Genomic DNA, 21,084 nt, shown 5'->3' with positions numbered 1-21,084 from the left:
CACGGGTCCGCGCCGCTCACACATCCCGCACCACCCGCCCGACGCACCGAAGGCCCGGCACTCCCCGAGTGCCGGGCCTTCCGGGCCTGCCATGCCTGCCATGCCTCGCGTGCGTCCCGTCAGGGGACCAGCTCCGCCTTCTTCTCCGGCGTCTCCCCCGTCACCGGAGTCCCCTCCGGTCCGGCGCCCTCGACGTGCTGCGCCGGACGCTTGGGCAGCGCGTACATCAGCAGGAAGATCACGATGAGCACTCCGGCCACCCAGCCCAGCGCGTGGGTGAAGCCGTCGACGAAGGCCCGGCCCACCTCGGCCGGCGCGGCCCGGTCCGTGAGCCGGTGGTCGATCACGCCGAAGAACACCACCGACACCAGGCCGAGGCCCAGCGCGTGCCCCATCTGCTGCACGGTGTTGATGAGTCCGGACGCCGACCCGGCGTGCTCGCGCGGCACCTCGGACAGCACCGCGTCCGTCAGCGGCGCCACGATCAGGCCCATGCCGGCACCCATGACGACCAGCGGGAGCACCATCTGCCAGGAGGTGATGCCGAGGCCGTACCGCTCGGCCTCCAGCAGGTAGATCAGCACGCCGGCCGCCATCACCAGGGCACCCGCCTGGAGCACCTTGCGTCCGAAGCGCGGCACCAGCAACTGCACCGACATCCCGGCCGCCGCCGACACCGCGACGGAGAACGGCACCCCGGTCAGGCCGGCCCGCAGCGCGCTCCAGCCCAGGCCGACCTGCATGTACAGCGTCCAGACCAGGAAGAACACGCCGAGGCCGACGCCGAACACCGTCTGCACGGCGATGCCCGCCGCGAAGCTCTTCACGCGGAACAGCGACAGCTCGATCAGCGGGGAGCCGTCCCGGGCGCCCTTGGCCCGCTCGTACGCCACCAGCGCCGCGAACACCACGACCGCGCCGGCCATCGACACGTACCCCCACGCCGGCCAGCCCAGCTCACGGCCGCGGGTGAGCGGGTAGAGCAGCATGAGCAGGGCCAGGGTGACCAGGGCGACGCCCGCGAGGTCGAGTTTCAGGGCGCGCGGCGCCTTCGACTCGGTGATGAAGCGGCTGCCGAGGACGAGGGCGGCGATGCCGACCGGCAGGTTGATCAGGAAGATGGGCCGCCACTCCAGGCCGAAGAGGTTCCACTCGGTGAGCAGCGCGCCGAGCAGCGGTCCGGACACCGCGCCCAGGCCGACGATCGCGCCGAACAGGCCGAAGACCTTGCCGCGTTCGTGCGCGGGGAAGGTCGCGTGGACGATGGAGAGCACCTGCGGCACCATCAGCGCGGCCATGGCACCTTGCAGGATGCGGGAGGCGACGAGCATCTCGGGGTTCACCGCGAAGCCGCACAGGGCCGAGGCGAGGGTGAAGCCGCCGATGCCGAGGAGGAAGATCCGCTTGCGGCCGTGGATGTCGCCGAGCCGCCCGCCGGTGACCAGTCCGGCGGCGAAGGCGAGCGCGTAGCCGGCGGTGATCCACTGGATCTGGCTGAAGGTGGCGCCCTCGTCGCGCTGGATCGAGGGGACGGCGATGTTGACGATGGTGACGTCGACGAGGTCCATGAACGCGGCGGTCATCACGATGGCCAGGGCGAACCAGCGGCGTCGGTCGCCCTCGGCGGCCTGCGGCGCCGGCGCTTGTGAGGTGTCGGTGGAGTGCATGTCCCGCAACGTATGAGACGAGTAGGTCAGATCGCGTCCTAGTGGTGGGGCATCCTCGTTCCCATGACGACGGACACCCCGGCTCGGCTGCTGCAGCTCCTGTCCCTCCTCCAGACGCCCCGCGAGTGGCCCGGCGGCGAGCTCGCCGACCGGCTCGGGGTCTCCCGGCGCACGGTCCGGCGGGACGTCGAGCGACTGCGGGACCTCGGCTATCCCGTGCAGGCGACGATGGGTTCGGACGGCGGTTACCGTCTCGTCGCCGGGAAGGCGATGCCGCCGCTGGTGCTGGACGACGAGGAGGCGGTGGCCATCGCGGTCGGGCTGCGGGCCGGCGCCGGGCACGCGCTGGAGGGCGTGGACGAGGCGTCGGTGCGGGCGCTGGCGAAGCTGGAGCAGGTGCTGCCGGGCAGGCTGCGCCACCGCGTCAGCACGCTCCAGGCCGCGACCACCCCGCTGACCAGCGGTGACGGGGCCACCATCGCTCCGGAGACGCTCACCGTCATGGCGTCCACGGTGGCCGGGCACGAACGGCTGCGGTTCGCGTACCGGGCGGCCGACGGCACCGGGTCGCGGCGCCTGACGGAGCCGTACCGGCTGGTGTCGACGGGACGGCGCTGGTACCTGGTGGCGTACGACCTCGACCGCGAGGACTGGCGCACCTTCCGCGTCGACCGGGTGAGTGACCCCTTCGCGACCGGGGCCCGGTTCACGCCGAGGGAGCTGCCTACGGGGAGCGCCGCGGAGTACCTGCGCCGCTCCATGTACCGGGCGCAGGGGTCGTACGACGTCGTCGTCACCTTCGCCGCGCCCGCGGCGACGGTGGCCGCGCGGCTGCCGCACTGGATGGGCGCGCCCGAGCCGCTGGACGAGGGGAGTTGCCGGCTGCGGGCGACGGTGAGTGATCCCAAGGACTGGTTGGCGGTCCGGCTGGCCATGCTGGGGTACGACTTCACCGTGCAGGAGCCGGCGGAACTCGTGGAGGCGGTGCGCGTGCTGGGCGACCGGCTGACGCGGGCGGCGGGCGACGACGGGTGAACGGCGGACGACGGAGGTACGGCGGACGGCGGAGGTACGGCCGAGGCGAGCGAACGGCCGAGGCTCAGCCGCTCGTCGGCGCCGCCTCGTCCCAGGGGAAGTCCCGTAGCGCGGCGAGGTTGGCCGCCGCCAGTTCCGCCGGGCCCTCGGGGCCGTCGGCGGGGCCCTCGCCGGCCGCCCAGCTCTCCATGGCCGTGCGGACGGCCGCGCTCGCGACGGCCGCGGCGAAGTTCAGCCGGCTGCGGGCGGCGACGTCGCCCGGTTGGGGGGCGGCGTCGCCCTGCCGCAGGGCGGCGTCGCCGGTCAGCCGCCACGCCAGCGCCTCGGCCAGGTCCCGCTCGCCGCTCCGGCAGGCCTCCGCCCACACCCGGCCCAGTGCGGGGTGGTCGGCGGCGAGCCGGATCAGGGTGCGTACCCAGTTCCAGGACTCCTCCGCCACGCCGAGGCCCGGTGTGAGGGTGTGCCGGGCGGTGTCCTCGAGGACTTGGGGCAGCGGCGTCCCGGCGGGTGCGGTGCGCACGGCGTCCACCCAGCGCCGGGCGCCGGTGGCGTAGAGGGGGCCGATGGCCTCTTCCTTGGTGGCGAAGTAGCGGTAGAAGGTGCGCGGGGCGACGCCGGCCGCCTGGGCGATGTCCTCGGCGCGGGTGGCCCGCAGGCCCTGCCGGACGAAGAGGGCGGCCGCGGTGCGGGCGATGTGCGTGCGGGTCCGCGCCTTGCGCCGCTCGGTCAACGAGCCGTCGGCCGTGGGGTCTTCGGGGAACGGTGACGGGGGCGTCGGGGTGGCACTGCTCACGTTCGGCAGGCTATGCCCATGTGGCACAATCTGCCATCTGGCGGGCCACCCCGGGGTTCAGGTTCGGGGTGGCCCGCTGTGCGCACGGCGGGAAAGGCCCGTTCCCGCGCCCGAGGGACGGCACTGAAAACCGTGCCCCGCTCCCCGGGGACGGCAGGAAAGAACCGGGCCCCGCGCCCGGGGGACGGCAGGAAAAAGCCGGGCCCGGCGCCCGGGGGGACAGGCGCCGGACCCGGCCTGGGAAGTCCCGGCGCCGGGGGGGGTTGTGCGTCGGGACGTGGCATACGGGTCCGCACGGGGCTTCAGGCCCCGTGGGCCGAACTGCTGGGTTCGGAAGTCTTGTTCCCTGGCCCCAGCGGGTTGAAGCGGCGGGGTACGGCCATGTTTGCGCGGTCTTCCGCCACCCGGCGCACGCGGCCCCGGGCTCTCACGCGACTGCGCGGGACCCGGCCGCCCCGCCGGGCGACGGCGGACCTCACGTCACGCCGCCGCGTCGAACCCGGTGCTGCGGGCCAGCTTCTTCAGCTCCAGCAGCGCGTGCTTCTCGATCTGGCGGATGCGCTCGCGGGTCAGGCCGTGTTCCTTGCCGACCTCCGTCAGGGTGCGCTCCCGGCCGTCCTCGATGCCGTAGCGCATCTTGATGATGGAGGCCGTGCGCTGGTCGAGGCGGCCGATCAGGTCGTCCAGTTCCTCGCTGCGCAGCAGCGTCATCACGGACTGCTCCGGCGACACCGCGGAGGTGTCCTCCAGGAGGTCGCCGAACTGGGTCTCGCCCTCGTCGTCCACCGACATGTTCAGCGACACCGGGTCGCGGGCCCAGTCCAGGACGTCGGTGACGCGCTCCGGGGTGGAGCCGAGCTCGGCGGCGATCTCCGCGGGCTCCGCGTCACGGCCGTGCTCGCGGTTGAACTCGCGCTGCACGCGCCGGATGCGGCCCAGCTCCTCCACCAGGTGGACGGGCAGCCGGATGGTGCGCGACTGGTCGGCTATCGAGCGGGTGATGGCCTGACGGATCCACCAGGTGGCGTACGTGGAGAACTTGAAGCCCTTGCGGTAGTCGAACTTCTCCACCGCGCGCACCAGGCCGGCGTTGCCCTCCTGGATCAGGTCGAGCAGCGGCAGGCCGCTGCGCGGGTAGCGGCGGGCGACGGCGACGACCAGCCGGAGGTTGGAGCGGATGAAGATGTCCTTCGCCCGCTCGCTGTCGTCGACCAGGGCCTGAAGCTCCTCGGGGGTGGCTCCGGCCTTGTTCTCCTCGACGCCGTCGAGGATCTGGCGTGCGAACACACCCGCTTCGATGATTTGGGACAGCTCGACTTCCTTGGCGGCGTCGAGCAGGGGCGTGCGCGCGATCTCGTCGAGGTACATGCCGACCAGGTCGCGGTCGGCGATCTCGCCGCCATGGGCGCGAACACTGCTTGCCGAGTCGACCGTCTCGCCGGAGGCGGACTGACGACGGGCGACGGCACGGGTTGCCATGCGTGCTCCCTTGCGATGGTGAGGTCAGCGGGTGGTCCTGCGGACACTCGGCACGGTCTTCAGGGTCTCTTCCGGACTCTGGTCGGGTGCCCGCATCCGTAGGAAACAACGACTGGAATCCGGACAGAATTCCCAACCCGCCCCCCGATTTTTCTGATCATGCAGTACCCTGTCCGGCCACGCGGGGAGGTGCGATGCCGTCCGATCAGGCGGAGGTGCAGGTCAGGCCGGGGACCGAGGGAGACCTCGGGGCCCTCACCGAGCTCTACAACCACTACGTACGTGAGACGGCCGTCACGTTCGACATCACTCCGTTCACTCCGGCGGAGCGACGCCCCTGGCTGCTCTCCCACCCTGTAGACGGCCCCCACCGCCTGATGGTTGCCACGGCGGCGGACACCGGCCGTGTCCTGGGATACGCCTCGTCGAGCCCGTTCCGACCGAAGCCCGCCTACGCGACCTCCGTGGAGACGACGGTGTACGTCACCCCGGACGCCGGCCGGCGCGGCATCGGCAGCCTGCTCTACCAGGCACTCTTCGACGCCCTGGCCGGCGAGGGCCTGCACCGCGCCTACGCGGGCGTCGCCCAGCCGAACGCCGCCTCGACGCGTCTGCACGAGCGCTTCGGCTTCCGGCACGTCGGCACCTACCGGGAGGTGGGCCACAAGTTCGGCCGCTGGTGGGACGTGGCCTGGTACGAGAAGGAGCTGTGACCCCGGACGCCGCGGTCGCCGGGGTCACGGCGCGTGCCGGGGTCGCGCCTCAGCCGAACTGCACGGACCGTTTGGCCAGCCCCATCCAGAACCCGTCGATCACGGACTTCTGTTCCCCGAGCTCCCCGGCGGCGTCCGCGGCGCCCATGGTGACGAAGAGCGGGGCGAAGTGCTCGGTGCGCGGGTGGGCGAGCCGGCCCGCCGGGGACTTGCGGAGGAAGTCCAGCAGGGCGTCCACGTCCCGGGCCGCGAGGGCCTCCCTGCCCCAGGCGTCGAACTCCGCCGACCAGGCGGGGATGCCGCCCTGGCGCAACGCGGCGAGGTTGTGGGTGAAGAACCCGGAGCCGACGATCAGGACGCCCTCGTCGCGCAGCGGCGCGAGCCGGCGCCCGATCTCCATCAGCTTCACGGGGTCGAGGGTCGGCATGGAGACCTGGAGCACGGGGATGTCGGCGTCGGGGTACGTCTCGACGAGCGGGACGTAGGCCCCGTGGTCCAGGCCCCGGTCCGGGACGTCCTGGACGGGCATGCCGGGGGCGCGCAGCAGCTTGCGCACGGATGCGGCGAGCCCCGGGGCGCCGGGGGCGCCGTAGGTGACCTGGTAGTAGTGCTCCGGGAAGCCCCAGAAGTCGTAGACGAGGGGGACCGTCCCGGTGGCGCCGAGGGCGAGGGGGGCCTCCTCCCAGTGCGCCGAGACGACGAGGATCGCCTTGGGTCGGGGCAGGCCCGCCGACCAGGCGGCGAGCTCGCCGGGCCAGACCGGGTCGTCGGCCAGGGGCGGGGCGCCGTGGCTGAGGTAGAGCGCCGGCATGCGCTCCTGAGTGGCGGTGGTCATGACGGCGACTCCTTCCTTCGTTGCGCTCGGCGCGTCCGGTGCGCGCCGTCTCCGGTGCGTGTGCGGTCCAGCTGCCTACTTGAAGTCTCAACTTCTACGGAAAACTGTACGCCTCATTTGTTTAACCTTCAAGGAGAGCGCCCTTACAGTGGAGTACATGAACACGGCACCCGCATCATCGGCAGCCGCCGGGGAGCCCCGCTGGCTCACCGACGAGGAACAGCGCGTCTGGCGCGCGTACGTCGACGCCACCACGCTTCTGGAGGACCACCTCGACCGTCAGCTCCAGCGGGACGCGGGCATGCCGCACGTCTACTACGGCCTGCTGGTCAAGCTCGCCGAGGCACCCCGCCGGCGGCTGCGGATGACGGAGCTGGCGAAGGACGCAAAGATCACCCGCTCCCGGCTGTCGCACGCCGTGGCCCGCCTGGAGAAGAACGGCTGGGTGCGCCGCGAGGACTGCCCCTCCGACAAGCGCGGCCAGTTCGCCGTGCTGACCGACGAGGGCACGGAGGTGCTGCGCCGGCACGCGCCCGGCCACGTCGACGCCGTACGGCAGGCGGTCTTCGACCGGCTCACCCCGGAACAGCAGAAGTCCCTCGGCGAGATCATGGGGATCGTCGCCGAGGGACTTCAGCCGAGCGAAGCGGGTGCGGACCTGCCCTGGCTCCGCTGACGCCGCGGGAGCCGGGGCAGGTCCGGGGAGCCGTACGGAGGAGGCGTCCCCTTCCTCTCCCGTACGGGTGGTTACGGGAGGTGGGCAGGCGGTCCGTCAGTGCATGGCGACCGGCACGGCCACCTCGTCCTCGACGGAGGCGTCGGAGGATCCGGCGACCGCCGTGCCGCCCGGACGGCCCGCGTTGATCAGGGTCAGGGCGATGGCCGCGGCCGCCGCCAGGATTCCGACGGCGAACCAGATGGCGCTGGTGTAGCCCTGCACCTGGCCCTGGAGCTGGACCAGCTGCTGCTGGGACCGGCTCGTGGCACCGCCGATGTGGTCGGCGACGTAGGCCGTGGTGGCCGAGGCGGCGATCGTGTTCAGCAGGGCCGTACCGATCGCGCCGCCCACCTGCTGCGAGGTGTTGACCATCGCGGAGGCGACACCGGAGTCACGCGGCTCGACGCCCATGGTGGCCAGCGACATGGCCGGCATGAACGCCGTACCCATACCGAGGCCGAGCAGCAGCATGCCCGGCAGCAGCACCGCCGCGTACGAGGTGCCGATCTCCAGCTGGGTCAGCAGCAGCATGCCGAGCGCGGCGACCAGGAAGCCCGGACCCATCAGCAGACGGGGGGCGACCCGGGTCATCAGGCGGGCGCCGATCTGCGTGGAGCCCGTGATCATGCCCGCGATCATCGGCAGGAAGGCGAAGCCGGTCTTGACCGGCGAGTACCCCTTCACGACCTGCAGGTAGTAGGTGAGGAAGAGGAACAGGCCGAACATCGCGATGATCGCCAGGCCCAGCGAGAGGTAGACACCTCCGCGGTTGCGCTCGGTGACCACACGCAGCGGCAGCAGCGGCGCCTTGACCAGCGCCTCGACGGCCACGAACGACACGAGCAGCACGGCCGAGGCGACGAACATGGCGATCGTCAGGGTGTCGCTCCAGCCCGCCGACTCGGCGCGGGTGAAGCCGTAGACCAGGGCGACCAGGCCCAGGGTGGACAGGATCACGCCGGGGACGTCGAGCGGGGAGCGGTTACGGCCGCCCGCGGGCTCACGGATGACGAAGTACGCGCCGGCCGCGGCGATCACGGCGAAGGGGATGTTCACGAAGAACGTCCAGCGCCAGTTCAGGTACTCGGTGAGGAAGCCGCCGAGGATCAGGCCCACGGCACCACCGCCACCGGCGATCGCGCCGTAGATGCCGAACGCCTTGGCCCGCTCCTTGCCGTCGGTGAACATCACCGCCAGCAGCGACAGCGCGGCGGGCGCGAGCAGCGCGCCGAACGCGCCCTGCAACGCGCGGGCGCCGAACATCATGGCCTCGTTGGTCGCGGCGCCGCCGAGCGCGGACGCCAGCGCGAAGCCGCCCAGGCCGACCACGAAGGCCCGCTTGCGCCCCCACAGGTCGGCTATGCGGCCGCCGAACAGCAGCAGACCACCGAAGGCCAACGCGTAGGCGGTGACGACCCACTGGCGGTTGCCGTCCGAGATGCCCAGGTCCTGCTGTGCGGAGGGCAGGGCGATGTTCACGATGGTGGCGTCCAGAACGACCATCAGCTGGGCGATCGCGATGAAGGCGAGCGCTTTCCAGCGGTTGGCGTCCGGACCGCCTGCACCGGGGCGGCTCGGGGCCTTTCCGGCCGGGGAGACTGTTTCAGACATGGGGGTACCCACTTCGGTACTTGTGACGGAATTCGATCGTGTATAACGAAAAATCGGGCGTGCTGAGACAACGGCGCGTCCTCGTCGACGGCCGACGGCGTCATGGCCCGTGATCAGGACGGGCGGCCTGAAAGGTGTGCGGTGGTGGTGTCAGGGGTCGCTCAGCGGCGCAAGTCCTCCACGGTCACGGCCGAACCCGGCAGGACGGACCGGGCGGGCGCCCGCATGCCGTCCAGGAACAGCTGGAGATGGCGGTGGACGAAGCGGTCGGCGCTCCCACAGCCGGTGCCGGCCGGGGGCCGGCTCAGCTGCGCGACGCCCACCAGCAGATCGCCGTACTCCACGTCGTCCCGCAGCTGGCCGGCCGCCCGGGCACGGTCCATCAGCTGAACGGCGAGGCTCTCGACGCGCCGGCGCGCATCCTCCAGGTCGGGGTGGCTCTGGTCGAAGGTGCTGGAGATCATCGGGCAGAGCGCGCTGATCCGCTCGTCGGCGGCCGCGTGCGCGAAGCGCTCCAGCGCCTCGAAGGCATCCCCGGTCTCGCTGAGCGCCTGCTCGGCCGCGCGGACCGTACGGTCCATGACGGAGCAGACGACCTCGCGCACGAGCGAGGCGCGGTCGGGGAAGTTGCGGTACACCGTGGCGTTGCCGACGCCGGCCCGGCGGGCGATCTCGTCGAACGGCACCTCGGGGCCGAACTCGACGAACATCTCCCGGGCGGCGGTGACGATCCGCTCCCGGTTGCGCAGGGCGTCGGCGCGCGGCCGGGACGCCTTCCGCGTCAGGGGGGTCGCGGTCTGCACGGTGCACTCCTCGGGTTGACTCTGTGCGCAGGCTGTTCTGGGCCTGCTGTCTGCTGTGCTGCTGTGCTGTCAGCGGTTCTGCTGTGTCTCGCTGTGTCTCGCTGTGTCCTGCCGGATCCGGGGAGTGCGTCCCCGGTTCGTGCGGACACAGGCGTAAACGGGGAAGGGATCCCCGGTTATTTCCCGCACGAGACTTTTCTCATGTGACCCACGTCACAACATCGCGGACGGTGAGCCCACGATCGGACCTCCCAGCGAGCGCACCCCCACCCCGTGACGCAGGGTGATCAAGAGGGTGCAGTCGGAGACGGCGGCTGCCGTGCGGAGCGGAGGTCCCCCCATGCAGCCGCAGCCGAGCCGACGCCGGATATCCCCGCGCCGCCTGGCAGCCCTGGCGTCCGTCGGCGCCCTCACCCTCGCCGTCTGCAACTCGGCCGGCAACGGCCACCTCTCCCCCGCGACCACCGCCCCCGGCGCCGGCCCGAGCGCCCTGTCCCACAGCTCCGCGCACGGCCCCTGCATGATCGGCAGCGAGCGCGAGGTCCAGATGTCCGAGGGCGTGCCCACCGCCCCCGGTTACACCCGCTCCACCGGCACCGTCCGCGCCCTCACCCTGATGATCGACTTCTCCGACGCACCCGGCGAGGGTGACGCCCTGGACCGCTACCGGGAGTTCTTCCCGCAGACCCGCGAGTGGTTCGCCACCAGCTCCTACGGCCGCCTCGACTACCGCCCCGAGCTCCCCGTCCCCGACTGGCTCCGCATGCCCAAGTCCTTCCGCCAGTACGGCATAGAGCGCGGCGCCCCCTTCGACCCCGGCTACCGGGAACTGATCCGCGACATCGTGTCCGAGGCCGACGGCGAGGTGGACTTCCAGTCGTACGACCTGGTCAACGTGCTGGTCACCCCCAACGCGGGGCCCGCCGCCCTGGACACCGTCCTGTCCGTCACCTTCGCCGGCAACGACGAGGCCCCGACCGCCGACGGCACCCCCGTCTCCAACGCGTCCTTCGTCTACTCCCGCCAGGACGACGGCTCCGGCTCCTACGACCGCACCGGCTACCGCGTGCTGCCCCACGAGAACGGCCACGTCTTCGGCCTGCCCGACCTCTACACCGCCGAGGGCGGCGGCGCGGTCGGCCACTGGGACATCATGAGCGAGGACTGGGGCGCCAACAACGACTTCCTCGCCTGGCACAAGTGGAAGCTGGGCTGGCTGGACACGACCCAGGTGAGCTGCGTGGCCCGGCACGGCTCACGGGAGTACGTCCTGACACCGCTGGCGCGCGCGGGCGGACCCAAGCTCGTCTTCATCCCCCTCGACACCCACTCCGGCTACGCGGTGGAACTGCGCACCCGCGCCGGGAACGACGAGGCGGTGTGCCGCCCCGGCATCCTCATCTACCGCGTCGACGCCGACGTGGACACCGGCATGGGGCCGATCACCGTCCACGACGCCACCCGGGACAGCGGCGGCTGCACCCGGGCGCCCAACGTGCACGCGGAACTCTCCGACGCGACCTTCACACCGGGCCAGAACTTCGTGGACCGCGAGGAGGGGGTACGGGTGGCGGTGCTGACGGGGGGCGAGGACGAGTACCGGGTGCGGGTGACGCGTACGTCGGCGCGGTGAGGCCCGCCAGGCCGGCTCGGGGGCCGGCCGGGGTGGCCCCGCACCCCAACTCCTCACGCTAGGTTGCTCCTTGACCGCTGCTCGCCCAGCTTTGGAGGACCTTGTGACGGAGATGTCCGCGGCATCGCTCGAGGCACGCAAGCGCATCCGGACCGACCAGCCGCACACCGCCCGCATCTGGAACTACTGGCTGGGCGGCAAGGACAACTACCCGGTCGACCAGGCGACCGGCGACCAGATCCGCGAGCTGCACCCCGGCATCGGCGACTACGCCCTCGCCGACCGGCAGTTCCTCGGCCGCGCCGTGCGGTACCTCGCCGGTGAGTGCGGGATCCGCCAGTTCCTCGACATCGGCACCGGCCTGCCCACCGCCGACAACACCCATGAGGTGGCGCAGCGGATCGCCCCGGACTCCACCGTCGTCTACGTCGACAACGACCCCATCGTGCTGGCCCACGCCGAGGCGCTGCTCACCAGCACGCCGGAGGGCAGCACGTCGTACCTCGACGAGGACCTGCGCAACATCGACGCCATCCTCGAACAGGCCGCGAAGACCATCGACTTCAGCCGGCCCGTGGCCCTCATCCTGCTCGGCGTGGTCATCTTCGTCGAGGAGGACGCGGAGGCGTACGGCACCGTGCGGCGCCTGATGGACGCCCTGCCGCCGGGCAGCCACCTGGTCCTCTCCCACACGATCACCCGCCCGGACATGCCGGACGTCGACGCGGCGGTCGCCTTCTGGAACGAGAACGGCACCCCGAAGCTGACGCAGCGGACACCGGAAGCGGTGACCCGCTTCTTCGACGGCCTGGAGCTGCTGGAGCCGGGGGTGGTCTCCTGCAACCACTGGCGCCCGGAGGACCCCACCGCGGACCTCCCGGCGGAGGTGGCGATGTTCGGAGGGGTGGGGCGGAAGGGGTGAGGCTGGGGCGGGGCGGGGGCTGGGGCCGGGGGTGAGCTGAGGGGGTGCCCTCTGCCGGACCTTCCCTTCCCCTGACTGCCCGCCCCACCCGGGTCCCCTCCCCCCTGGCCGCCTCCCTCCCCGTCCAGCGACCGCCCCAGCTGCGATCCGGTACCCTGTGGATCGAGCGCCCCGGCGGGTGCTGCGGCCACGCGAGCGGCCCGCAGCCGCCGACCAGGACGCTCAACGCCTTCGTAGCTCAGGGGATAGAGCACCGCTCTCCTAAAGCGGGTGTCGCAGGTTCGAATCCTGCCGGGGGCACCAGGCAAAAGGCCCCGGACCGATCACGGTCCGGGGCCTTTGACATCTCCCGTTGACATCAACGATCGGGATGCCGATTGCGGCTTCCCCTTGTCACTCGGGACGACATGAGGGCCAGGCGTCGGCCAATTCGAAGGAGACGACCGTTCCGCCGAAGCGGCTCGGTCCGGAGCACCAGGCCGCGGCGATGGAGTCGACCAGGAGCAGCCCACGTCCGTGAGCGTCGTCGGCGTCCGGTCGCCTGAGGCGCACGCTCGCGGGGAATCCCGGGTTGTGCACCTCCACACTCAGTAACGATCCCTTCCGCGCCCACTCGACCCGGACGACCCACTCCTCGTCGGACTGTCCGTAAAGGATCGCGTTGGTCACCAGCTCCGAGATCAGCAGAACGCAGTCATCCGGCGAACAGGCAGGTTCGTACGGGGCGATGAGCTTCCGGAACCAGCACCGTGCCCGAGAGACGGACTCCGGCGTCGGATCCAGGACCATCGACCCGAGTCTCGGCGACCCGTCACAGGGATCACGGTCGATCACAAAGGCCATCAGCACTCTCTCCTCGCTACTGGAAGGGAAGCCACCGCGGACCGCATGAGGACACCCCTCGCCCAGACAGAGGCCGGAACGACCTCTCTAGACATCCCGACCATCGCGAGACCTCTCTAGAGATGCCAAGCGTCGCGACCGTGGACCGCCGGAACGAGGGACGGGACGGCTACACGCAGCAAGCCCGCACCTGACCTATGGCCTAAGGTGTCTAGAGAAGCGAGGAGGGTTCCGGAATGGCTTCTACCGACGACCGTCGGCCCAAGTACCAGAGGATCGCGGACTCTTTGCGCGAGGCGATCCGGACGGGCGAGTACGGTCCCGGTGATCGACTCCCCGGAGAGAACGACCTCATGACCGCGCACGGCGTGGCCCGCATGACGGCCAGGCAGGCACTCGGCGTCCTGCGGGACGAGGGCATCGCCGAGGCCCGCAAGGGGGCCGGCGTGTTCGTCCGCGCCTTCCGCCCGCTTCGCCGCCGAGGCATTCAGCGACTGGCCCGCGCGCAGTGGGGCAACGGCCGCTCGATCTGGTCGGCGGATCTCGAGTCCAGGGCGCTGGAGGTCGACCAGGTCTCCGTGTCGGAAGAAACGGCTCCCGCACACGTCAGTGCGGTGCTGGACCTGGCTGCTGACGACGTGACGTGTGTGAGGCGCCGGCGCTTCGTCCTGGACAACAAGCCGGTCCTGCTCGCGACGAGCTACCTGCCCCTGTCCCTGGTAGCCGGATCCGCCGTCACCCAAGAGGACACCGGCCCGGGCGGCACCTACGCCCGACTGGCCGAACTCGGCTACGAGCCGGTGCACTTCCGCGAAGAGATCCGCTCACGCATGCCGTCACCGGACGAGCAGACGCAGCTGAGCCTGGCGCCGGGCACTCCGGTCATCCTCATCTGCCGCACCGCGTTCACCGACGAAGGCCGCCCCGTCGAGGTCAACGAGATGACCCTCGACGCCGCCTCCTACGTCCTGGAATACGACTTCGACGCATAGACCACCGCCGACGCCGCAGCACCCCTCAGCCAAGCCTGTTCCGAACTATCCCTGCTGATTCAAGGCCCGCGCAGGGCGCGGTCGCGCATGCGGGCAAGCGCGGGACGATATCGGCGGCCATAAGAGGGTGCCTCCGACGGGATCGGCCGGCACCGGGATGGCGGGGGCGCCGTTCCGGACTGCGGGCCCATGGGTGGCGAGGGGTTGTGGGCTCCCATCCCGTCCACCGTTGCGCCAGGCAGAGCCGAGCAGACGGGGCTCATGGCGTCCAGGTCGTTCGTACAGGCCCACGATGCCGCCCAGCGGTACGGGAGCGGGCGCGAACTCAGGGGTGACGTCGAGAGACTGGAGTCCACCCCGCCGCCCGCGGACGCTCCGGCATAACAGTTCTGGGGCGAGCTTTCCGGCATGCGCTTCTCATGCGGTGGTCATGGTCATACCTACCTGCGACGCCGGACGTACCAGCCCACGACCAACACGACTAGGACCGACAACACGAACGCCCACACGGTCGTCGCCACGTCGTGGGACCGGTACACGATGGCCAGCATGCAGGGACGGATACCCGGCATGCAGCGTGGCACCCATGGACCACAAGCGCACCAGATCGAGGGGGAAGAGCGGGGAACCACGGTGAAAGCCGCCGAGCCCCGAAACCCTGAATCCTTGGTCGTGACCCAGGTCAGCACCGGGGCCGGGGCTGTTCGGCCACGAAGACGGAGTGCGGTCACGGGTCCTTCGAAGTCGGCTGTTCGCTCATCCCCAGGGCTCCACGCCCACCACGGCCTCGACTGGTACTGCCCCGTACACGTGCGGGAACTCCTCGCCGTTCGGTGACATGGCCTCGTATCTCAGCGGGACGTCGAGCTTGTCCGGGTCCACGACCAGCACCACCAACTCGTCGGGGCCCTCGTAGTCGCCGTAGAGGAAGGCCGCGATACGCGGGAGCTGGTCGCGGGTGGAGAAGTGGACGAACCCCTCCTGTTGGAGCGTCCGGCCGCGGGTGGACATCTCGTAGGTGCCGGACTCACGGGCCGCCTCCCATAGAGAGCGCTCGGTGATGTGCACGATGTGCTCCGACGTACACACGGTCTCTGCCTTGATGCATTCCTGGTCAGCCACGGGACCATCGTGCCAGCGAGGTCATGCGGCTGTGCCGCTCTGACGTCCACGGATGACTTCGACGACGCCGGACGTCCCCGAACGAGCCATTCACGCTACGAGCGTTGCGTATATGCGTGAGGCTCGTCCGCGCGGCAGGCCCCCCCGCCTGCCGCTGGAACTCGCCGTGTCCTTCGGCGCGGTGGCCGCGCTCCCTCTCGCGGGCCTAGCAGCCGGTCGGAGCGGACTCGGACTGAACTCCTTGAAGCGGGTGTCGCAACTTCGAGTCATCGGCGGCGTCGGCCCGTTCGATGGCTCACACCGCCTCCAGTTCCGCGTCGGACAGGCCCATCTGGAACGTCCCACCGGGAATGGCCCGGAAGACCACTCCGGAGGGAATGTACCGCCAGGCCGGTCGGTCGGCCACGATCTCTTGAGCCCACATGGTGCCGGACGCCAGTGCTGTGACCGGGAAGGTTCGCCGGGTTGCTCGTGTGCTGGTTGGAAATGCTTTCCCGGACCAGTGGGGAGGCGGGATGGGGCAACCATACGGTCCAGACCCGGGCCCTCCACGCCTACCTGCGCTGGCGCAACCAGAACGCCCGCCACCCCGACGTCCTCGCAGCCCAACGACGTGAGCGAGCCCGCATCCGCAGTGAGGAGGGTGTCCGCTGGGGAGGGCGTCCCACCACGATGGCGGCCTGAACGACTACACCTGCTCCTGATACACCCTGATCTCGGTCGGCTTGAGTCTGTGGATCGTTGCCCAGGTTGCCCGCTCGGTCAGTCCTTGAGCCCACTCTTCGAGATCGTCTCCGGCATCGTGGAAGAACCACGAGTCGAAGCTTCCGAGGTCCTCCAGGTCTGGTGCGAGTCCGTATCTGAGCTCACAGTGGACCTGCACGTAATGGTCGTGATCACCGTTGGTGTCGGAGATCTCGAACTGTCGAGTGACGTCCAGCGTGAATGCCGAAGGGCCGTCGAACGCGTGGGTCCCGTACTGAGATAGAAGACCGTCAGCGTCGGGTGTGTCCGAGACATCGAACAGCCGCCGGCCGAATCAAAGGAAGGCAAGCCAAAGGTCTTCGGTGACCAGGTCGTCAAGCGCGCGCTGCCCTGACCCCAGTTCGCCCTCAAGCAGTCCCACGGCCTCGTCCACCGACAGTCTCCGAGTCATGCCCGACCTCCTCGTCCACCGCAGCCGGGCTCAGGGTACTGACCGCGGTGAACCTTCCGGTCAGAGCACTAGCAGCCGGACACCCCGCGGAAGGAGGTGGGAGCCTCACACGGTTGCCGGGCTCCGCGTCATCCACCTGTACCTGGCCCGGGACGTGGAAGGCGTGCGCCGTAAGCCATCAGGTGAGAGTGCCGGAACGCCACGTGCGCCAGACATGCCGAGTATTCGGTATCTCAGGCCGGTCGAGGAGCCACAGCACGTAGCCTGCGTGAAGCCGTGCCGCAGGGTTTCCCGAGCACCGCGCCCTGTGGAGCCTGTCACGCAGCTCGTCTCCGTCCACTGCTCGGGCCACACGCACATACTCACGGTCCTTGCATCGGTAGGTCCGCTGGACTGCCAGGTCGACCAGATCCACAAGTTTCGCTCTCAGACCTTGATCGTGGTCGGTGGCGGCCAGGTCACGGATCAGAGCTTGTTTCGTGCCCCAGGCCTTGGCCTGCTCCGTCCACTCCTGTGGGTAGCGTGCCTCCCATTCCAGAAAGAGCAGCGCGAGGGGCAACTGCGGCCACGTGCTGACCTTCCCGTGGGCATACCCGCGCCCGCTCCACAACGCTCCCGGAAAGCAGCGGCCGCAGGCATTGCTGTAGGCCCGCATCCTGGCTCTGAACCACAGCCTTGGGAACCGGCCTTCGTGCAACCGCTCGTACGCGGCCTCGATCTCCCTGCGGGCTCTGGCGTGACGGTCAAGGGCAGCAGCGCGCTCAGCGGGGTCCGGCGACACCAAGTCGAAAGCCCATGCCAAATGCTCGACCCGCTCATGGCCCTCGTCCGTGCCCAAGCCTGCTGCTTCTGTCACGGCGCAGATCATGTCGTGAGGGGGTACGCGACCACCACTCCATATGCTCGGCACCGGCCACGAGAATGCCGCTTCAGCCGCGAAGTGCAGCCCCCACGGCAGTTGGCCGCGACCAGCTACAACCCTCGGCCACGTTGCATCGACATGCCCCTCTCCGTGAACTGTACGTCCAGGTATTGCATCTACTCGGCCTACGCCTTCCCGACGAGGAGTCGGCTGGCCGCTGGCTCCCGTGTCGGGTGCTGCGGAGAGCCATAGGGGACAGCGGTCACCCGCCCAGAGACGCCCTCAGTTCATGACACTGATCGACAGCGGGTCGACGGAACCGTCAAGCCGGTTCCTACGCCGCGGTCTCGGCGGAATGCCCCTGCACCCATTTTTGATGATGTCCTACCGTTCCGCGCATGACTCCGATCAGTTCCGAGAACCCGATGACTTCCGAGAACGCCCTGGCGCTACTTGCCATGCTCCCTGCGAGCGTCGAGGTAAAGCGAGGCATGAGCGAACGGGAACTTGATCATGTCGAGGAGCGCTGGAGGTTCCGTTTCGCGCCGGAGCACCGCGTGCTGCTGGGCGCAGGACTGCCGACGGGGAGCCGCCGTTGGCCCGATTGGCGGGACGGCGACCCGGAGGACCTGGCGGCGCGGTTGGCTCGGCCGGTGGACGGAGTGCTGTTCGACGTGGAGCGCAACGGCTTCTGGCATCCGGACTGGGAGCCGCGGCCGGTGGCCACTCAGGATGCCTTGGAAGTGGCTCGCACGTATTTGGCCGAAGTCCCGGTCATGGTGCCGATCTATTCTCACCGGTATGTGCCGGCCGGTCCGGACCGCACCGGAGCGCCTGTGCTGTCGATGCACCAGACGGACATCATTTACTACGGCACCGATCTGGTGGACTACTTCCACCACGAGTTCGGTCGCGCTGTGCCGACACTCGAGGATCATCAGTACGCCACGATCCCCTTCTGGTCGTACTTCCTGGACTGAAAGACGCCCTGGCTCGGTGCAGAGGTCGTCGTCACGGTCAACGAGGGCGCCTGACAGTTGAGCTGCTGGGCATCTGCCCAGTTGTCGGAGCTCCAGGTCACCGTCATGCCGCCCCGGCCACTCGCCTGAAGCGGGTGTACACGGGCCAGCACGTGAGGGCACCATGGCACCATCGGATGATGCTGACCGAAGAGGACGCGCGCCGGCTGGTGCTGGCCGAGATCGACGCCGTGCGGAGCCATGACACGTACGACCTTCGGATCCTGCGCGTGGGTTCCTTGCCCTTCGGCTGGATCTTCTACTGGGGGGCAGTCTGGGACGATCGGAACGGACAGCGCCCTCGGTTGGGAGGCAACGGTCCTTTCCTGGTGGATCGTGAAAACGAGCGGTTGATCCGAACTGCCACCAGCGTGCCCATAGCTCGCCAGATCGCGGACTACGAACGCCGGCTGCGACGCGAAGCTCACGCTCGGAACATTGCAGCGAAACAAGCTGCGCAGCAGCCATAAGTGTCTGACCGCATGACGACGCCCACGGACGATGGCGGACGGGCGCAGGCATCTGCGGACCATCAGTGCAGGTGACTCGGGACGAAGAGGTCGCTCGTTAAGGTGCGTCGCATGACCAACGAAGCCACGGCCTGTCCCGAGTGCAGCCGGCCCCTGAAGTCCGGCGGCTTCGTCCTCGTCAAGCGGGAAGACGACGGGCAGCGGACCTGCCGGACACTGTTGAGGTGTACCGGTCGGCATGTCTGGTGGCTCTGGGCCGACCGGCCGGAGTCTCCGCTGGAGGCTTGCACGGTGCCCGAGCTGTTCCAGTGACATTGAACGCCGACAGCAACGACCCCGGACGACGACGGCGCCGCACAGCAGCCTGAAGTGTGCGTCGGTGGTCGTCGTCGCGGCCCCGGATCCCCGTCGAGATCTCGGCGCCCTGGACGATATCGATGCCTTCGTCGGGCAGATCAGTCTGACGGCCAGTTCGGGGCGTCATTCGTCCGGTGCGGCGGACAGGGACCGACAGCCGGGAGCATGCGGTGTCCACGTGGGGTCACGGGCTCCTGTGCCGTATGTGCAGATGGCCGTCACGCGGGAAGGCGGGCGGGGCTGCGGGGAGGACTGCGGCGAAGTCGTACCGGGCTTTGTGGGCCACGCTGCACGACGCCGGGTTGTCCACCTGGTGCAGGAGTTCCAGACGCTCCAGCGCGTCGGCGCCCACGGCGTCGAAGGCCCAGCCGGTGAGAGCCCCCAGGGCGCGCGGTGCCACGCCTCGCCCGCGGGCATGCGCCGCGGTCCAGTAGCCGACCTCGGCCGACGGATGGCCGGGGGCCACGTCCTTGAGGACCACCTGGCCCACCAACCGGTCGGAGTTCGAGTCCGGTTGCACCTCAAGTACCGCGAACCCGTACCGGTCCCCTGCCGCCCAGCCTCGCTCCTGGCTCCGCACCCACCGCCGTGCGTCGCCCTCGGTGTCCAGGGCCGAGCTGGTCCACCGGCGCAGTACCGGGTCCCGGAACACGGCGACGAGGGCAGCCGCGTCTTCCATGCGCCAGGGACGGAGGACGAGGACGGGAGCGGAGTGTGTGCCCTCCGCGTGCAGCACGACGATGTCACCCACCGGTCGATCGTAAGCGGCAGTTGTTCGCATCCACGGCGGCGGCTGCCGGCCCGCTACCGTTCCAGCCGGGCGCGCAGTGCCTCGCTGGACCAGGTGACCGCGGGTGCCAGGCTTTCCGGGGGCGGCCAGCCGTTGATGACCGCCAGGAGTTCGGCGTACCGGTCCCGGCGGGGGTCGCCGGCACGCTCCAGCCGGGTCAGCAGCGCGCGGCGCAGCGCGGCGTCGTCGGGGCGGCCCTGAACGTGCGCGTAGTGGGCCGTGAGCTCCGTAACGATCGCGTCGGCCTGGCGTGCGGCCGGGGTGATGCCTGCCGTCAGGGCCGGGGTGACCAGGTCGCGGACGACGGCCCCTAGGTCACGGTGCGGAACCGTGGAGCCGCCTTGCACGTGTTCGGACGCGAGGTCCTCGGCCAACCGTCGCATGGCGGCGCGGAAGTCCGGTGTCGCGGTCAGTTCGGCCCACTCCACCCATGCCTGGAGTTGCTCCGCGTCCGGGCTGTCGGGCAGTTCGGGGGTCATCGAGCGCCTGACACCCACCAGCGGCGAGTCGGTGGCCGGGCTGCCGAACGCGGCGTCCAGGAAGTCCGCGGTCAGGCGTCGGCGTTCGTCCTCGGAGAGCTGTGCCAGCTTGTGCATCAGATCCGCCTCTTCAGCTGTGAGTCCGCGCTCGGCCACCGCCGTCAGCACCGCGTGCCGCAGGTGCAGGACGCGGATCTGTACGGCCAGAGCCTCCGCGTGCGCGGCGGCGACCTCCGGGAGCGCGAGTTCCTTGTCCGTGATCGCGCGGATCGTGGTCAGGTCCATTCCCAGGTGCCGCAGGGTCCGCACCAGGTCCAGGCGCGCGACGGCGTGCGTGTCGTAGAGGCGGTAGCCGGCCGGGCTGCGGTCCGTCGGCGCCACGATTCCGCGATCGGAGTAGAACCGGATGGTCTTGACGGACATGCCGGTCCGCCGGGCCAGTTCGCCGATCGAGTAGAGCGTTTCGCCGTCCATGCCCCCACCGTGACGTCTCCCCCTGCGGGAGACTCAAGTCCCCGCATCTGTCGATGAGGCGCGGGGCTCACCGGTAATGGCTCGCCACCACCGCGATCGCCGACCACCCGAACCGTGTCGCCCGCTCCGCCCGCCGGGTCGCTTCGTGGTACTCGCTGTCGTCGTACCAGCCTTGGTCAGCCATGTTCGCCCTCTCGGGGCGGACCCTACAGCCCGGCTGTCCCGCCGGAACAGGGCGGCCGTCGGGGCCAGTTGGGGTTCCCGTGCCACCGGTCCGGCGGGCGCCCCCGGTCGCGTCGCCATTTCGCATC

Annotated in this window: 20 protein-coding genes, 1 tRNA gene and 1 pseudogene; 11 read left to right on the top strand and 11 right to left on the bottom strand. The window is 70.1% G+C overall.

The annotated features are described in order from the left end of the window. Positions 1 to 119: 119 nt before the first annotated feature. The gene (locus ACIF8S_RS14075) at positions 120 to 1,667 is read right to left on the bottom strand and encodes an MFS transporter (protein WP_399999351.1); all 1,548 of its coding nucleotides are present in this window, start codon (positions 1,665 to 1,667) and stop codon (positions 120 to 122) included. A 63-nt stretch (positions 1,668 to 1,730) separates the two neighbouring features. On the opposite strand from ACIF8S_RS14075, the gene ACIF8S_RS14070 reads away from it, so the two are divergent. Then, positions 1,731 to 2,702 (top strand): helix-turn-helix transcriptional regulator, encoded by a 972-nt coding sequence (locus ACIF8S_RS14070; RefSeq protein ID WP_399999350.1) that lies wholly within the window; start codon positions 1,731 to 1,733, stop codon positions 2,700 to 2,702. Between the two features lie 64 nt (positions 2,703 to 2,766). Here ACIF8S_RS14070 and ACIF8S_RS14065 read toward each other — a convergent pair whose 3' ends face one another. Then, positions 2,767 to 3,495 carry a TetR/AcrR family transcriptional regulator gene (locus ACIF8S_RS14065; RefSeq protein WP_399999349.1) on the bottom strand — a complete coding sequence of 243 codons (729 nt, stop codon included), beginning with the start codon at positions 3,493 to 3,495 and terminating at the stop codon, positions 2,767 to 2,769. A gap of 480 nt (positions 3,496 to 3,975) precedes the next feature. Beyond that, positions 3,976 to 4,974 carry an RNA polymerase sigma factor RpoD/SigA gene (locus tag ACIF8S_RS14060; protein WP_145826856.1) on the bottom strand — a complete coding sequence of 333 codons (999 nt, stop codon included), beginning with the start codon at positions 4,972 to 4,974 and terminating at the stop codon, positions 3,976 to 3,978. A 194-nt stretch (positions 4,975 to 5,168) separates the two neighbouring features. On the opposite strand from ACIF8S_RS14060, the gene ACIF8S_RS14055 reads away from it, so the two are divergent. Beyond that, positions 5,169 to 5,687 carry a GNAT family N-acetyltransferase gene (locus ACIF8S_RS14055; protein WP_399999347.1) on the top strand — a complete coding sequence of 173 codons (519 nt, stop codon included), beginning with the start codon at positions 5,169 to 5,171 and terminating at the stop codon, positions 5,685 to 5,687. A 49-nt stretch (positions 5,688 to 5,736) separates the two neighbouring features. Here the strand turns inward: ACIF8S_RS14055 and ACIF8S_RS14050 are convergent, their stop codons facing one another. Beyond that, positions 5,737 to 6,498: a dioxygenase gene (locus tag ACIF8S_RS14050; RefSeq protein WP_399999461.1), complete on the bottom strand. Its 762-nt coding sequence runs from the start codon at positions 6,496 to 6,498 to the stop codon at positions 5,737 to 5,739. A gap of 181 nt (positions 6,499 to 6,679) precedes the next feature. Here ACIF8S_RS14050 and ACIF8S_RS14045 point away from each other — a divergent pair, with 181 nt between their 5' ends. After that, the gene (locus tag ACIF8S_RS14045) at positions 6,680 to 7,198 is read left to right on the top strand and encodes a MarR family transcriptional regulator (RefSeq protein WP_349798617.1); all 519 of its coding nucleotides are present in this window, start codon (positions 6,680 to 6,682) and stop codon (positions 7,196 to 7,198) included. Positions 7,199 to 7,294: 96 nt separating this feature from the next. On the opposite strand, the gene ACIF8S_RS14040 is transcribed toward ACIF8S_RS14045, so the two are convergent. Both ACIF8S_RS14040 and ACIF8S_RS14035 read right to left on the bottom strand, forming a co-directional pair. Continuing rightward, positions 7,295 to 8,851 (bottom strand): MFS transporter, encoded by a 1,557-nt coding sequence (locus ACIF8S_RS14040; protein WP_399999344.1) that lies wholly within the window; start codon positions 8,849 to 8,851, stop codon positions 7,295 to 7,297. 161 nt (positions 8,852 to 9,012) lie between these two features. Continuing rightward, positions 9,013 to 9,654 (bottom strand): TetR/AcrR family transcriptional regulator, encoded by a 642-nt coding sequence (locus tag ACIF8S_RS14035; RefSeq protein ID WP_399999343.1) that lies wholly within the window; start codon positions 9,652 to 9,654, stop codon positions 9,013 to 9,015. A 340-nt stretch (positions 9,655 to 9,994) separates the two neighbouring features. Here ACIF8S_RS14035 and ACIF8S_RS14030 point away from each other — a divergent pair, with 340 nt between their 5' ends. The 3 genes from ACIF8S_RS14030 to ACIF8S_RS14020 all read left to right on the top strand — a co-directional run bounded on the left by ACIF8S_RS14030 (position 9,995) and on the right by ACIF8S_RS14020 (position 12,512). Next, positions 9,995 to 11,287 carry a M6 family metalloprotease domain-containing protein gene (locus ACIF8S_RS14030; protein WP_399999342.1) on the top strand — a complete coding sequence of 431 codons (1,293 nt, stop codon included), beginning with the start codon at positions 9,995 to 9,997 and terminating at the stop codon, positions 11,285 to 11,287. 112 nt (positions 11,288 to 11,399) lie between these two features. Next, positions 11,400 to 12,209, top strand: a complete 810-nt coding sequence (locus ACIF8S_RS14025; RefSeq protein WP_399999341.1) for an SAM-dependent methyltransferase — start codon at positions 11,400 to 11,402, stop codon at positions 12,207 to 12,209. Positions 12,210 to 12,436: 227 nt separating this feature from the next. Beyond that, positions 12,437 to 12,512, top strand: a tRNA-Arg gene (locus tag ACIF8S_RS14020). 90 nt (positions 12,513 to 12,602) lie between these two features. Here ACIF8S_RS14020 and ACIF8S_RS14015 read toward each other — a convergent pair. Next, the gene (locus ACIF8S_RS14015; protein ID WP_399999340.1) at positions 12,603 to 13,052 is read right to left on the bottom strand and encodes an ATP-binding protein; all 450 of its coding nucleotides are present in this window, start codon (positions 13,050 to 13,052) and stop codon (positions 12,603 to 12,605) included. Positions 13,053 to 13,288: 236 nt separating this feature from the next. Between ACIF8S_RS14015 and ACIF8S_RS14010 the strand changes: the two genes are divergently transcribed. Further along, positions 13,289 to 14,044, top strand: coding sequence for a GntR family transcriptional regulator (locus ACIF8S_RS14010; protein ID WP_399999337.1), 756 nt, complete (start codon positions 13,289 to 13,291; stop codon positions 14,042 to 14,044). 756 nt (positions 14,045 to 14,800) lie between these two features. Here ACIF8S_RS14010 and ACIF8S_RS14005 read toward each other — a convergent pair. Continuing rightward, positions 14,801 to 15,166, bottom strand: a complete 366-nt coding sequence (locus tag ACIF8S_RS14005; RefSeq protein ID WP_399999335.1) for a DUF952 domain-containing protein — start codon at positions 15,164 to 15,166, stop codon at positions 14,801 to 14,803. A gap of 522 nt (positions 15,167 to 15,688) precedes the next feature. Here ACIF8S_RS14005 and ACIF8S_RS14000 point away from each other — a divergent pair. Further along, positions 15,689 to 15,850, top strand: a pseudogene (locus ACIF8S_RS14000) (IS630 family transposase); the annotation flags it as partial. Positions 15,851 to 16,500: 650 nt separating this feature from the next. Here the strand turns inward: ACIF8S_RS14000 and ACIF8S_RS13995 are convergent. Then, positions 16,501 to 17,178, bottom strand: a complete 678-nt coding sequence (locus ACIF8S_RS13995; protein WP_399999333.1) for a hypothetical protein — start codon at positions 17,176 to 17,178, stop codon at positions 16,501 to 16,503. A gap of 404 nt (positions 17,179 to 17,582) precedes the next feature. Here ACIF8S_RS13995 and ACIF8S_RS13990 point away from each other — a divergent pair, with 404 nt between their 5' ends. From ACIF8S_RS13990 to ACIF8S_RS13980, 3 genes are all read left to right on the top strand, one after another. Further along, positions 17,583 to 18,164, top strand: coding sequence for a hypothetical protein (locus ACIF8S_RS13990; RefSeq protein WP_399999331.1), 582 nt, complete (start codon positions 17,583 to 17,585; stop codon positions 18,162 to 18,164). Positions 18,165 to 18,343: 179 nt separating this feature from the next. After that, positions 18,344 to 18,673, top strand: a complete 330-nt coding sequence (locus ACIF8S_RS13985) for a hypothetical protein (RefSeq protein WP_399999330.1) — start codon at positions 18,344 to 18,346, stop codon at positions 18,671 to 18,673. A gap of 111 nt (positions 18,674 to 18,784) precedes the next feature. Further along, positions 18,785 to 18,985 (top strand): dehydrogenase, encoded by a 201-nt coding sequence (locus ACIF8S_RS13980; protein ID WP_399999328.1) that lies wholly within the window; start codon positions 18,785 to 18,787, stop codon positions 18,983 to 18,985. A gap of 229 nt (positions 18,986 to 19,214) precedes the next feature. Here the strand turns inward: ACIF8S_RS13980 and ACIF8S_RS13975 are convergent, their stop codons facing one another. Together ACIF8S_RS13975 and ACIF8S_RS13970 are read right to left on the bottom strand one after the other, a co-directional pair. Then, positions 19,215 to 19,781 carry a GNAT family N-acetyltransferase gene (locus ACIF8S_RS13975; protein WP_399999327.1) on the bottom strand — a complete coding sequence of 189 codons (567 nt, stop codon included), beginning with the start codon at positions 19,779 to 19,781 and terminating at the stop codon, positions 19,215 to 19,217. Positions 19,782 to 19,834: 53 nt separating this feature from the next. Then, positions 19,835 to 20,773, bottom strand: coding sequence for a MerR family transcriptional regulator (locus ACIF8S_RS13970; protein ID WP_399999326.1), 939 nt, complete (start codon positions 20,771 to 20,773; stop codon positions 19,835 to 19,837). Positions 20,774 to 21,084: the final 311 nt, after the last annotated feature.

Source organism: Streptomyces sp. NPDC085937, from assembly GCF_044540535.1.
GTDB lineage: Bacteria > Actinomycetota > Actinomycetes > Streptomycetales > Streptomycetaceae > Streptomyces.
Note: the sequence above shows the minus strand (reverse complement) of the source record. Positions and strands in the feature narration are given on the sequence as shown.